This window comes from Corallococcus sp. CA054B (assembly GCF_003611625.1).
Classification (GTDB): Bacteria; Myxococcota; Myxococcia; order Myxococcales; family Myxococcaceae; genus Corallococcus; species Corallococcus coralloides.
This window is the reverse complement of the sequence record NZ_RAVY01000243.1, coordinates 1-13,284: the sequence shown is the minus strand read 5'-3', so window position 1 is coordinate 13,284 and position 13,284 is coordinate 1. Positions and strand designations below refer to the sequence as shown.

Annotated in this window: 11 protein-coding genes and 1 pseudogene; all 12 read left to right on the top strand. The window is 70.9% G+C overall.

Annotated features, from left to right (window positions below; translation table 11 throughout):
- A pseudogene (locus D7V80_RS36425) lies at positions 1 to 283 on the top strand (hypothetical protein); the annotation flags it as partial.
- Positions 280 to 1,290: an ABC transporter ATP-binding protein gene (locus D7V80_RS36420; RefSeq protein ID WP_120592463.1), complete on the top strand. Its 1,011-nt coding sequence runs from the start codon at positions 280 to 282 to the stop codon at positions 1,288 to 1,290. The pseudogene D7V80_RS36425 and the gene D7V80_RS36420, both read left to right, overlap by 4 nt.
- Complete coding sequence (locus tag D7V80_RS36415; protein ID WP_120592462.1) at positions 1,287 to 2,342, top strand: ABC transporter ATP-binding protein; 1,056 nt, start codon at positions 1,287 to 1,289, stop codon at positions 2,340 to 2,342. The genes D7V80_RS36420 and D7V80_RS36415 overlap by 4 nt, the downstream gene beginning before the upstream one ends.
- Positions 2,311 to 2,718, top strand: coding sequence for a DUF2085 domain-containing protein (locus tag D7V80_RS36410; RefSeq protein WP_120565601.1), 408 nt, complete (start codon positions 2,311 to 2,313; stop codon positions 2,716 to 2,718). The genes D7V80_RS36415 and D7V80_RS36410 overlap by 32 nt, the downstream gene beginning before the upstream one ends.
- A gap of 64 nt (positions 2,719 to 2,782) precedes the next feature.
- A complete protein-coding gene (locus D7V80_RS36405; protein ID WP_043323640.1) occupies positions 2,783 to 3,430 on the top strand; it encodes an RNA polymerase sigma factor in 648 nt (215 codons plus the stop codon).
- Complete coding sequence (locus D7V80_RS36400) at positions 3,427 to 4,866, top strand: anti-sigma factor (RefSeq protein ID WP_120592461.1); 1,440 nt, start codon at positions 3,427 to 3,429, stop codon at positions 4,864 to 4,866. Before D7V80_RS36405 ends, D7V80_RS36400 begins: the two co-directional genes overlap by 4 nt.
- Before the next feature lie 60 nt (positions 4,867 to 4,926).
- Positions 4,927 to 5,187 carry a hypothetical protein gene (locus D7V80_RS36395; RefSeq protein WP_043321771.1) on the top strand — a complete coding sequence of 87 codons (261 nt, stop codon included), beginning with the start codon at positions 4,927 to 4,929 and terminating at the stop codon, positions 5,185 to 5,187.
- Positions 5,188 to 5,418: 231 nt separating this feature from the next.
- Positions 5,419 to 6,237, top strand: coding sequence for a Flp pilus assembly protein CpaB (cpaB, locus tag D7V80_RS36390; protein WP_014397657.1), 819 nt, complete (start codon positions 5,419 to 5,421; stop codon positions 6,235 to 6,237).
- 79 nt (positions 6,238 to 6,316) lie between these two features.
- Positions 6,317 to 7,162, top strand: a complete 846-nt coding sequence (locus tag D7V80_RS36385; RefSeq protein ID WP_120592460.1) for a type II secretion system F family protein — start codon at positions 6,317 to 6,319, stop codon at positions 7,160 to 7,162.
- Between the two features lie 13 nt (positions 7,163 to 7,175).
- Positions 7,176 to 8,066 (top strand): type II secretion system F family protein, encoded by an 891-nt coding sequence (locus D7V80_RS36380; protein WP_120592459.1) that lies wholly within the window; start codon positions 7,176 to 7,178, stop codon positions 8,064 to 8,066.
- A 73-nt stretch (positions 8,067 to 8,139) separates the two neighbouring features.
- The gene (locus D7V80_RS43200; RefSeq protein ID WP_233585985.1) at positions 8,140 to 11,364 is read left to right on the top strand and encodes an FHA domain-containing protein; all 3,225 of its coding nucleotides are present in this window, start codon (positions 8,140 to 8,142) and stop codon (positions 11,362 to 11,364) included.
- Positions 11,365 to 11,400: 36 nt separating this feature from the next.
- On the top strand, positions 11,401 to 13,140 hold the full coding sequence (locus tag D7V80_RS36370) for an FHA domain-containing protein (RefSeq protein ID WP_233585984.1): 1,740 nt from the start codon (positions 11,401 to 11,403) through the stop codon (positions 13,138 to 13,140).
- The last annotated feature ends 144 nt before the right edge of the window (positions 13,141 to 13,284 follow it).

The window sequence follows — 13,284 nt, the reverse complement described above, 5'->3', positions numbered from 1 at the left end:
CTCGGAGCCAGAGGACCCGAGCAAGCCGCGCGTGCCGGTGGTGCTCTTCGGCGGCGCCGCGCAGGGCGTGAAGCCGTCCGTGGCGCTCACGCCCAAGCCGGACTTCTCCGAGGAGGACCTGGCGGTGCTGGACGACATCGACCGCATCTCGCGCGGCGAGGAGGCCAGCCTGGACACGGAGAAGGTGAAGCCCGCGCGCATGGTCGCGAGCCTCATCCGCCTGCTCATCCGCAAGGGGCTCATCCAGGAGGCGGAGTTCCTGGAGGAGCTGGCCCAGAAGTGACCGGCGTCGCGCCGGCCCCGCTCCTGGACGTGCGGGGGCTCGTCACCCAGCTGTCGCTCCCGCGCGGCACGGTGCGCGCGGTGGACGGCGTGTCCTTCTGCGTTCCTCCTGGCGGCACGCTGGGGGTGGTGGGGGAGAGCGGCTGCGGCAAGAGCCTGACGGCGCTGTCGGTGATGCGGCTCGTTCCTCAGCCTCCAGGCCGCGTAGTGGGCGGCGAGGTGCGCTTCCGGGGCAATGACTTGCTGGCGCTGCCGGAGAAGGAGATGCGGCGCGTGCGCGGCCGGCACGTGGCCATGGTCTTCCAGGAGCCCATGACGTCGCTCAACCCGGTGTTCACCGTGGGCGAGCAGATTGGCGAAGGCGTCCGGCTGCACCTGGGCGCCACCCGGGCGCAGGCGCGTGAGCGCGCGGTGGAGATGCTCCGGCAGGTGGGCATCCCGGCGCCTGGCGAGCGCGTGGACGCGTACCCGCACCAGCTCTCCGGCGGCATGCGCCAGCGGGTGATGATCGCCATGGCGCTCGCGTGCGACCCGGCGCTGCTCATCGCGGACGAGCCCACCACGGCGCTGGACGTCACCATCCAGGCGCAGATTCTGGAGCTGCTCAAGCGCCTGCAGGCCGAGCGGAACATGGCGGTGATGCTCATCACCCACGACCTGGGCGTGGTGGCGGGCAGCTGCGACGCGGTGGTGGTGATGTACGCGGGCCGCATCGTGGAGCAGGCGCCGGTGCGCGAGCTGTTCGCGCGGCCCGCGCACCCGTACACGGCGGGCCTGTTGCGCTCCATCCCGTCGCTGCACGACGCGGGCGCGGCGGCGGAGGGCGGACGCCAGCGTTTGAAGGCCATTCCCGGCATGGTGCCGTCGCTCACCGCGCTGCCGTCCGGGTGCGCGTTCCGCGACCGCTGCGACCGCGCCTCGGAGCTGTGCGCCCGCGTCACGCCCGTGCTGGAGCCGAAGCGCGGAGGCCAGTCCGCCGCCTGCCATCATCCGGTGCCCGCGCCATGAGCGAACCGCTGGTCCAGGTGCGCGACCTGAAGGTGCACTTTCCGGTGAAGGGCGGCCTGCTGGGCCGCACGCGCGGCACGGTGCGCGCGGTGGACGGCGTGTCCTTCGACGTGGCCCGCGGCGAGACGCTGGGCCTGGTGGGGGAGAGCGGCTGCGGCAAGAGCACGCTGGGGCGCGCGGTGCTGCGCCTCATCGACCCGACCTCCGGCTCCATCCGCGTGGCCGGGCGCGAGCTGACCGGCCTGTCGCAGCGCGAGTTGCGGCCGCTGCGCCGCCAGATGCAGCTCGTCTTCCAGGACCCCTACGCGTCGCTCAACCCGCGCATGACGGTGGGGGACATCCTCGCGGAGCCCTTCGCCATCCACGGCCTCGCGAAGGGGAAGGCGCGCGAGGGCGAGGTGCTGGCGCTGCTCGACGCCATGGGGCTGCCCCGCGAGGCGCGCCAGCGCTACCCGCACGAGTTCTCCGGCGGCCAGCGTCAACGCATCGGTATTGCACGTGCCATCGCGTTGCGTCCGGACCTGGTGGTGGCGGACGAGCCCATCAGCGCGCTGGACGTCTCCATCCAGGCGCAGATCGTCAACCTGCTGGTGGACCTGCAGCGCGAGCGCGGGCTCACCTACGTCTTCATCGCGCACGACCTGAAGATTGTTGAGTACGTGTCCACGCGGGTGGCGGTGATGTACCTGGGCCGCATCGTGGAGGTGGCGCCGTCCCGGTCGTTGTACGCAGGGCCTCGCCATCCGTACACGCAGGCGCTGCTGTCCGCGGTGCCCGTGCCGGATCCGGAGCGTCCCTGCGCGCGGCTCGTGCTGCCGGGAGAGCCGCCTTCGCCCCTGTCGCCGCCGACCGGCTGCGCGTTCCATCCGCGCTGCCCGCATGCGATGGAGCGCTGCCGCCGCGAGTCACCCCCCCTGTATCCCCTGGGCGGAGGCCACGCCGCGGCGTGCTTCCTGGCCGAAGGGGATTCGCGCAACGTGCAGGACGGGCCCGCTGTTTCCGCGTCCGGAGGAGGTGCCGGTGTTCTGGCTCAGCCATCATCACCCGGATGAGTACAACCGCACATACGTGCTCGCGGGCGTGCGCGTGTGCGCGCGGTGCCTGGGCACGTATCCGGTGCTCGCCGCCGTGTTCCTCGGACTGTTCGCGCTGAAGGCGCCGCTGCGGTGGGAGTGGGACGTGCCGGTGGTGCTGGCCCTCACGCTGCCCGCGCTCGTGGACTGGGCGGTGGGACGCTTCCGGCCCGCTTCGGGTTCCAACGCGGTGCGCACGCTGACGGGCATCCTGTTGGGAGTGGGGCTCGGCCGCTCGCTGTACGTGCACGTGCAGCGCCCGTTACCGGCGGTGCTGCTGGCGCAGGCACTTCTGGTGACAGGGGTGGCGGTCCCTGTCATTCTCGCCACTTACCGGCGGCCACGGCCGGAATAGACCTTTCGCGCACGGCTGTCCGTTACAGGCCGTGGGCGGTGAAGGGGATGGCACCCGTGGCTTCATGGGCACTGGGGGAAGTTTGGCACCCGAAACCTCAGACGAGCAGCTGATGCTCGCCTTCCAGGCGGGAAACGCGCGTGCGTTCGAAGCGTTGGTGCGCAAGCACCGCGCGCCGGTGTTCAACTTCATCCTGCGCTTCGTAGGCCATAGGGCGCGGGCGGAGGACGTGCTGCAGGAGACCTGGCTCAAGGTGGTCCGCAGCGCCCGGGAATACGAGCCCAAGGCCCGGTTCACGACCTGGCTGTACACCATCGCGAGGAACCTCTGCGTGGACAGCACGCGCAAAGAGAGCTACCGCCAGGCGACGTCCCTGGAAGCCCCCGCGGCGGGGGCCGACGGCGACGAGGGGCGTCCGCTGGGCGAGGGGCTGCCGGATGCCGGGGCCAGCCCGGAGCGCGGCGCGCACAACGCCCGCCTTCGGCCCCTCCTGGAGCGGGCCCTGTCGGCCCTGCCGGAGGAGCAGCGCGAGGTGTTCGTGCTGCGCGAGTACAGCGGCATCCCGTTCAAGGAGATCGCCGAGGTGACGGGCGTGTCCGAGAACACGGTGAAGAGCCGCATGCGCTACGCGTTGGAGGGCCTGCGCCGCCGCCTGGGTGAGCTGGGCGTGGACGGCGACCTGTCGGAGGATGGAAGGACGGTGGCGGGATGAATGCCCAGAATGCCCACGCGCACGAGGACCGGCTCCTCGACTTCGCCTACGGCGAGCTGCCCGCGTCGGAGGCCCAGGTACTGGAGCAGCATGTCCAGGGGTGCGCGCGCTGCACGAAGGCGCTGGCGGACATCCGCGGCGTGCGCACCACCATGGCGCAGCTGTCGTCGGAGCCCGCGCCGGACGCGGGCCTGGAGTCGCTGCTCGCGTACGCGCAGCAGTCCGCGCGCCGAGCCTCCGCGGGCCCCGAGCCGAAGCCCTCGCGCTGGCGCCGCTTCCTGCTGCCCGCGGTGGGCCTGGCCACGGTGAGCACCTTCGGCCTGCTGACGTTGACGGTGAGCGAGAACCTCGACCTGTCGCCGAACCTGTCGCAGAAGGCCGCGCCTGCTCCGACGATGGCGGCGGCGAAGCAGGAATCGCCAACGCAGGACAAGCGCGCCCCGAGCGCCCTGGCCCCCGCGCCTTCGAGCGCGACCCTCGAAGTGGACGTGCCCGAAGGGGCCTCGGACGCACTGGCCTCCGCGCCGCGAGAGAGGGAGTTCAGCAAGAACCAGGTGGAGGCCAAGCCACAGCGCAAGGGCGCCGCCGCGGCCCGTCCGTCGGACTGGATGAACGCGGGCAGCGGTGGCGCGCTGCTGGAGCGCCGCGCGGAAGCAGAAGCTCCCAGGAAGAAGCTGTCCAAGGCCGTCCGGGACGAGGAGGAAGCCTTCGACGCGCTCGATCAGCCGGCGGCCGGCGCTCTCGCGATGGAGGCGCTTCCGAAGGAAGTGCAGGCCGACGACGGCTACCTCGCGAAGGATGAGCCCGCGCCGCGGCGTTCCCCGGGCAAGCTCAGTGACAAGGCGAAGGGCGACTCCCTGCGGCTGGGCGAGTCGGCCTATGGCCGTGGGCTCGGCTCGGATGACGAGCAGGGCGTGGCCGCGGGCGCGCCTCCGCCACCTCCCGCCTTGGCCTCCGCGCCGGTGGTCCAGGCCGCGCCCATGGCCCCCGCCGCCGTGGGCTCCATCGGTGGTGCGCGGCCCCCGGAGCCTTCGACCGCCAGGCCCAAGCAGGAGTCCGCCCGCGCCGAGGCCGCGAAGCCTTCTCCCCTGGAGAAGTCCGCGTCCAAGGAGTCGATGACGGCGCGCGACCTGTCCGCCCAGGCCCAGGCCGCCGCGAACCAGGGTGACCGCGCCCGGGAGGCGCAGCTGCTGCGCGCCGCGCTCGCGGCCGGAGCCAGCGGCAGCGAGCGGCTGGCCCTGCTCTCACGGCTCTGCGAGTCGGAGTCCGTCCAGGGCCGGACCCAGGAGGCCACCGCCGTCTGCGGGCAGATCATCTCCGAGGCCCCCGGCTCCAGCGCGGCGCAGCTGGCCCAGCGCCGCCTGCGTCAGGCCTCGCCCCCCACGGCTCCGGCGTCCGCTCCGTCCAGGGCCGCCCCCTCCAAGCCCGCGCAGTAGGGGAGGGCGGCAGTCCACATGACCGATGCGTCCGGGGCCCGGGTCCTGGATAATGGGGCCATGACGTCGGACGTGCACGCTCCCCCCGTGAACAGCTCCCGGAAGTCACCGCCGCGCTCCCCGCGCCGGGCCCGTCGTGGCCAGGCCATGGTGGAGTACTCGATGATCAACTGGGTGTTGATCGTCGGGCTCGTCATTGGCGCCACGGTGCGGATCCGCTGGACGGACGACCGGCAGACCAACGTCATCGACCTGTTCCTCGAGGCGTACCAGATCTATTACGACTCGTTCTATTTCGTGCTGAACCTGCCGTTCCCCTGAGGGACGGAAGGCTGCGGATCAGCACGCTGCGTCGAGCCGTCCTCCCCCCTGGGCGGGCAGGCTCCGTGAGCACCGGAGGTCCCGGGATTCCGCTTTGTCGCGAGAGGTGGTTTTGACACCTGCTCTGGGGCATGGCTAACATCTTGCCCGTTCGCGCCCTGGCATTGCCCCCTCGTCCAAAGCAGTCCTGCCGCCACGACGGCGCCCCACCGTTCTGGAGGACTTTGAACCATGTTGAAGGGTAAGACCCCGCTCGTCGTCGCACTGGTGCTCGGTTTGCTCGCGGGCATCGTGGCCTACTCGGCCATCAAGAAGAAGGAATCCGATGTGCGCCGCGGGTGGAACCTGGTGCCCGTGGTGGTGGCGGGCCAGGACATGCCCGAGGGGTCGGTCATCACGTACGAGATGATCTCCCAGCGCTCCGTGCCGGAGCAGTTCGTCACCTCGTCGGTGGTGAAGCCGGACTCCGCCAACTACATCGTGAACCAGAAGGTGCTGGTGGCGCTGCAGGCCGGCGACCCCATCCTCTGGAGCCAGTTCGAGACGACGAAGGCCGCCGAGCGCCTGTCCACGAAGGTGCAGAAGAAGGCGCGCGCCGTCACCATCGAGGCGAAGCAGACCACGGCGGTGGGCGGGTGGATCCGCCCCAACGATCACGTGGACATCATCGGCACGTTCCGCGATCCGCAGACGGACGAGAGCGTCGCGGTGACGCTGCTGCAGAACATCATCGTGGTCGCCACGGGCAAGATCACCGGCACCACGAACATCAACCTCATCCCGGAGAACCAGCGCGAGTACTCCAACGTCTCGCTGATGGTGCTGCCGGAAGAGGCGGAGATCCTGGTGCTGGCGGCGGAGCTGGGGCAGCTGACCCTGTCGCTGCGCAACGAGGACGACGTGGACCTCATCGAAGAGCGCGGCCGCGCGACCATCAGCACGCTGCTCTCCGGTGAGCGCACCCGCGTGCTCGAGCAGAAGCGCCGGGAGATCATCCAGATCATCAAGGGCAGTGGCAGCGGCGAGAAGGCCTCGGCCGGAGCTCCGTAGTCCCGCGCGCGGGGCCGCTTCGCTTCAAGGCTGAAGCGGCCCTGCCGACCCCTCCCTCATCCCCCGGGGATTCGCGCCCATGCTCGCAGGTATCGTCCTCCTTCTTGTCACCGGCTCGGTGTTCTTCTTCAGCCTGGTGATCTTCAGCGTCCTGTCGAAGGCGTATGAGCAGTACCAGGAGCGGTACGTCGCCAAGTCGATGAACGACTTGAGCGACATGTTCCTCTTCATCGACGCGCGGCAGATGTTGATCCTCAACATCGCCTGCATGTGCCTCCTGGGCATCCTCAGCTACATCATCTTCAACCCCATCCTGGCGGTGCTCGCGACCATCTTCGGCTTCTTCCTGCCGATGCTGCTCGTGAAGCACTACCGCAAGCGCCGCATCAAGAAGTTCAACGTGCAGCTGGTGGACGCGCTGCAGGCCATGGCCAACGCGTTCAAGGCGGGCCTCACGTTCCCGCAGGCCATCGAGCACGTGGCGCGCGAAGCGCTGCCGCCCCTGTCGCAGGAGTTCGGCCTCTTCGTGAAGGAAGTGAAGCTGGGCGTGCCGCTGGAAGAGGCGCTCGTCAACATGGGCAAGCGCGTGGGCAGCGACGACCTGGAGCTGGTGGTGGTGTCCACCAACATCGCGCGCCAGCTGGGCGGCAACATGGCGGAGATGTTCGAGACCATCTCCACGGTGATCCGCGAGCGCTTCCGCCTGGAAGGCAAGATCGACGCGCTGACCTCCCAGGGCAAGCTGCAAGGGTGGATCGTCGCGGCCATGCCCGCGGTGCTGGGCCTGGTGCTCAACTACATGCGTCCGGACCTGATGGAGCCGATGATGAACCACATCTTCGGCTACATCCTGGTGACCATCATCGCCATCATGGAGATCATGGGCATCCTCATCATCCGGCGCATCGTCAACATCGACATCTGAAACGAGGCGCACCGTGCAGGAAGTCCTGACATTTCTGCTGATGGGCGGCTCGGCACTGCTGACCGCGGGCGCGGTGGCGTTCCTGGGCATCGGCCTGTACACCAACCTCCTGGAGCGCTTCCTCACGGAAGTCCGCGACGAGTCCGCGGGCGGCGTGAAGGGCGCGGGCTCCGTCGCCATCCGCAAGCTGGGCGCGATGAACCGGCGCTTCATGTGGCCGGGCTACGAGTCCAAGACGCGCCGCAAGCTGATCAAGGCGGGCGAGCCGTCCCAGTACAAGCCCGAGGACATCATGGCGCTGCAGGAAGTGAGCGCCTTCCTGGGCCTGCTGGTGGGCCTGTTCGTCGCCAACGGCATCGGGGCGAACCTGGCCTGGTCGCTGGTGGTGATGCTGCTCGGCCTGTTCTATCCGCTCATCTGGTTGAACGACCAGGTGAAGCGCCGTCACCTGGCCATCAGCCGCGCGCTTCCGTACAACCTGGACCTGCTGACGCTGTCGGTGGAAGCGGGCATGGACTTCACGGGCGCGCTGGCGAAGGTGGTGGAGAAGGGCCGCCAGGGGCCTCTGCGTGAAGAGCTGCAGCTGGTGCTCAAGCAGCTCAAGATGGGCAAGACGCGTGAAGAGGGACTCAAGAGCATGATCGTGCGCGTGGACCTGCCGCCGCTGACGACGTTCGTCACGGCGCTGATCCAGGCGGACAAGATGGGTACGAGCCTGGGCAAGGTGCTGCGCATCCAGTCCACGCAGATGCGCATCGACCGCACGCAGCGCGCGGAGAAGCTGGCGGGCGAGGCGCCGGTGAAGATGCTCTTCCCGCTCATCGCCTGCATCTTCCCGACGGTGTTCATGGTGCTCTTCGGGCCCATCGTGTTCCAGTTCATGTTCGGCAACGTCGGGGGCTAGTCCTCTGCCCATCCTGCTCACCATCACCCAGGGGCTCCAGGTCGGACGGGAGCTCGCCTTCGAGCAGGCCGAAGTGAAGATCGGCCGGACCTCGGAGAACGACCTGGTGCTGCATGACCACGGTGTCTCCCGGCGTCATGCCCGCATCACGGCGAGGGATGGGCGCTACTTCGCGGAGGACGTCGGCAGCGCGAACGGCACGCAGTTGAACGGCCAGCTGCTGAGCGGCGAGAAGCAGCTGCGCGACGGCGACCGCATCACCGTGGGGCCGGTGGAGTTCACCTTCGTGTGGATGCCGCCGGAGGATGACGACGACGTCACCCGGCCCATCCGGCGGGCGCTCGCGCCGCCCAACGCGAAGGTGTCGCCGCAGGGCGTGGAGCAGGCGTCGCTCGCGGAGATCGAAGCGGCTCCCACGAGCTTCCAGCAGTCGATGCCGGCCATGGCCCGGCCGGCGTCTGCGCCGCGCCCGGGAATGGCCGTGCCCGCCGCGAAGGGTGGGGCGACCCCGGCGATGCCGATGCCGGCCGCCACGCCGAAGCGCCCCTCCGCTCCGGATCTGCCGGCGGTCAGTGCTCCAGCGCCGGTCGCGGCGGCTCCGGCCAGGACTCCGCAGGGGCCTGTGCTCGGCGCTTCCGCGCCCGGTACGGCGGCTCCGCCCAAGCCTCCCGCCGGGCCTCCTGTGCTGGGCGCTCCCTCGCCAGCAGCTGCTCCGGTCCGGGCTCCGGTGCAGGGCGCCTCCGCGCCGGGTGCGGCGACTTCGCCCAGGCCTCCTGCAGGGCCTCCTGGGCTGGGTGCTTCCGCGCCGGGTGCGGCGACTCCGCCCAAGACTCCCTCGGGTCCGCCTGCGCTGGGTGCCTCCGCGTCGGCTGCTTCGGGCAAGGTCCCCGCCGCGCCTCCGGTGTTGGGGGCTTCGGCGTCGGGAGCGCCGGCCAGAACTCCCGCGGGGCCCCCTGTGTTGGGGCCCTCCGTTCCGGGCGCGGGTGCTCCGGCCAAGGCTCCTGGTGGCCCCCCGGCGCTGAGCGCCTCGACGGCGAACAAGGCCTCGGGAGCTTCCGCCTCCGTCCGGGCCTCCGGGCCGGGACTGGCGGCCGTCGGTGCCTCGGGACCGGGCCGGTCGTCCGCTCCGGGAACTGCCTCGGAGCCCGCGCACATCACCGCGCTCGAGCTTCCCGCGGCCGGAACCCCTGCTTCGACGGGGGCTGCCCACGTGGCGCCTCCTGCTCCGGAGAAGGTCGCGGCTCCAGTTCCCGCGAAGCAGAACGCCGTCCCGAACCTGCCCGGTGTCGGTGCGCCCGCGCTGAATCGTCCCTCGCTGGGGCTTGGCGCCGCGCGCGCGTCCGCTGCTCCGGGGGCCCGGGGGGGCGCGGCTTCCTCGCCGGGCCTGCCGTTGATGACGCCGCCGGGGCTCATGGCTCCGCCGCCTCCAGCACGGCCTTCCGTCGTACCGCCCCCCGTGGACCTGGCCCCCGTGGTGCCGGACGAACCCGAGGAGCGCACGCTGATGGCGATCTCCACGGTGGACTCGCCCGTGCCCGCCGCCGCGCCGCCGCCCGTGCTGCCCCTGCCGGAGCTGGACGAGCCTGAAGAGCGCACGCTGATGGCGATCTCCACGGTGGACTCGCCCGTGTCCGCCGCGCCGCCGCCCGTGCTGCCCCTCTTGGAGCTGGACGAGCCCGAAGAGCGCACGCTGATGGCGATCTCCACGGTGGACTCGCCCGTGCCCGCCGCGCCGCCGCCCGTGCTGCCACCTCCGGAGCTGGACGAGCCCGAGGAGCGCACGCTGATGGCGATTCCGGCGACCCCGGAAGCGCCGCCCTTGGAAAAGGCGCTGCCTCCTCAGGACGCCTCGCCCGCGTTGCTTCCGCCGGTGATGGAGGAGCCCGAGGAGCGGACCGTCCTCGACCTCCGGCCCATCACCCCGGTTCGCCCGCTCGTGGCCCCGCCGGTGCGCGTCGTGAGCGCTCCCTCCGCGATCAGCTCCAGCGAGCCCTCGACCTTCGTCGGCCAGGACGATGACCTCTCCTCGGCCCCCGAGGAGACCCGGGCCTCCGGGACCTTCACGGGCCAGGTCGCGCCCGGCACCGCCGCACCGGCCGTGGCGCCTCCGCCGGCCTGGAGCCCTCCGGTCCCGCCGCCTTCGCCGGAGCCGGTGACGTTCGTCGGCAGGGAGCGGGCCGCACCTGCCCCGACCCTGGAACCCGGCCCGCTGCCGGGCGAGCCCCCTCTGCCGGCCCACGCGCCCGCTCCGAACGGGGAGGGCGGCGCCCTCCAGCCCGTGCCGGCCGACCGGGAGGACTCCTTCGTCCAGCCCGTGCCCAACGGCCCGGTGACGGTCGTCGCGAAGGTCGAGCCCTCGTCCGCCGCCGACAAGGCCCGCAGGCGGCGTCAACTGGCCCGGTCGCTCCAGGGGCAGCTCGTCCTCTTCTGGCAGCGCCAGTCGCTGCCCAAGCGCATCGGCTTCGCGTCGCTGGCGGCCGTGGTCGTGCTGGGCGTGGTGACGCTGCTCGTGGCGCTCGTGTCCCCCACGGCCATCCGGCTCCCGGGCCGCGAACCCTCCAAGCTGGGCATGGAGCCGGTGACGGACTCCTTCGGCCTGGGCGAGGACGTGCGCTGGGTCCACGTCGACGACAAGCTCTTTGACTTCCGCTTCGTGTCCCCCACGCGCGCGGTGGCGGTGCTGCACTACCAGGCCAGCAACATCGCCCGGGACGAGGTCAACCTGTCCCTCAACGGCGTGTCCCTGGGCTGGGTGCCCCCGGACACTGCACAGACAGCCGAGCGTGAGCTGGAGCAGATCCTCCCGCCCAGCCTCCTGCGGCGCAACGCCAACAACCAGCTCCTCTTCGACAACGCCCTCAACCCGCCCGGCCGTGACCCGTGGCGCATCTGGAACCTGCGGCTGGAGATCATCCCGGTGCCCGAGGCGTCGCCGGAACAGCTGATCCTCTCCGCCCGGGAAGCCGCGAAGGCGGGAGCCCGCTTCTACGAACTCAAGGACGTGGGCGCGGAGAACCTGTTCAAGGCGTGGAGGGAGTACCGCGCCGCGTGGATCACCCTGGAAGCGCTGGACGAAAAGCCGGAGCTCTACGAGGACGTCCGGGAGCGGATCGCCCAGATTTCAACGGAGCTGGACCACCGCTGCAGCCAGCTGATGATGCAGTTCCAGCGGGCGGTTCAGTTCCGCAGCCGACGGGATGCGGTCGCGACCCTGGAAGACGTACGGAGACGCTTCCCTACGGCCGAGCATCGCTGCCACAATCTCGCGCAGGAAAAAGCCTATGAGCACGAGCTTTAGGGCCCGTGCCCCCCTCAGCAGGACGCGGTGACCTCCATGTCGAACGCACCTCCCCCCGCCCGCCGACGGCCTACGTCCGGTACGCCCTCCTCCGGGACGGGTTCGCGCGCGCCGGTCCGCCGGTCGACCACCGGTGCCGCCGCGGCCCGCCCCGCGAAGCTCGTCGTCATCGCCGGCCCCATGGAGGGTGAGGAGTTCGCTCTCTCCGAGCTCGAGTACACGGTCGGCCGCGCCACCGACAACCCCATCTGCATCCAGGACACGTCCGTCTCCCGCAAGCACGTGACGCTGCGCAAGGAGTCCGCCGGCTGGATGGTCAGTGACATGGGCTCCGGCAACGGAACCATCGTCAACGGCGAGCCCATCGCCGAGGAGACGCTCCTCGCCAACGGCGACGTCATCACGCTGGGCGACTCGGAGCTGCGCTACGAGGACACCGCCAACAGCACCGCCAAGGTGCAGGCCCCCTCCAGCCCCCGGCCCCGTCCGTCCACGGCGGCGGGGCGCGGTCCCACGGCCGTGCCCTCGCGTCCCGCCCGGGAGGGCCGCGCGCGCCCGCAGACGTCGCGCGCGGCCGCCGCCGCGGAGCTCACACCGGAGATGCAGCGCAAGCGCATGCGGATGAAGCTCGCGGGCGTCGCCGTGCTGGTGGTGCTCTTCGCGGGTCTGGGCGTGGCGCGCTCGCGCATGCGGCAGCAGCAGGAGGAGCAGGGCCGCATCGAAGCGGAGCAGCGCAAGTACCGCGAGCAGCTGGGCGGCCTCTTCCAGGAGGCCAAGAACCTGGTGCGCGAGGGCCAGTGGGAGCAGGCCAAGGCGAAGCTGGAGGAACTCCACACGCAGGCGCCGACCTACCCCGGCGTGGAGGACTACCTGAAGGCCGCGGAGCGGGAGATCCCCAACCAGAAGCACCTGGGCACGGCCCAGGCGGCGCTGGACAAGGGGGAGCTCGCCTCCGCGAAGGCGTCCATCGAGAAGGTGAGCAGCGACACCCAGCTCTACGAGCAGCTGAAGACGGCGCGCAAGAACCTGACGGACGCCGCCGACAAGCGCACGAAGGAGGCCAAGGGGCTGCTGGACACCCGCCAGCTGGAGAACGTGCAGAAGGCCAAGGCCATCACCGACGACGTGCTCGCGACCTTCCCGGAGCACCGCGACGGCAAGCTCGTCAATGACGACGCCGCGCGCCTCATCGCGGACCTGACGCGTCCGGACCCCGTGCGCGTGGCCGCGGCGCCCAAGCCGTGGGAGCCCGCCGTGGACCGCTTCCGCGACGCGGACATCACCGGCGCGGTGGCCATCCTCAACGCGTGCTCGGCCAAGACGCCCCAGTGCAAGCAGCTGATGGGGCAGATGACGGAGTTCGGCAACCTCTACAAGAAGCTGGAGGACCTGGACGCCAAGGGCCTCACCCGCCTGCTCGCGCTGGACAAGGACATCACCGACGGGCGCACGAGCAAGATGGCGCGCAACGCGGGCACCCGCGCGGGCAACATCTATTACAAGAGCGCCGCGGGCGCGAAGGCCGCCGGCCAGTGGTCGCGCGCCATGGAGTTCGCCCGCCGCGCGCTCCAGGCCGACCCCAGCCACACGGGCGCCGCCAACATCGTCAATGACCTCAAGGGCAAGGCGAAGGACCTGTACATGCAGGCCTACTCCATCAAGGACTCCAGCCCGGAGGACGCGCTGCCCAAGTTCCGCGACGTCGTCGCGATGACGCCGCCTGACGACGAGCTGCACGGCAAGGCCCAGGGCTGGGTCGAGAAGCTGTCGCGATGAAGAAGCGCAAGGGGATGGAGCCGCCTCCGGCCGACGAGCCGGGGCAGGGCGACCTGTTCGGCACGTCCCTGCTTCCCCCCTTGCGTCCCGCGCCGGCGAAGGCCGCCAGCGGAGGCAAGCCGCCCGCGGCCCCGCCTACCGCGC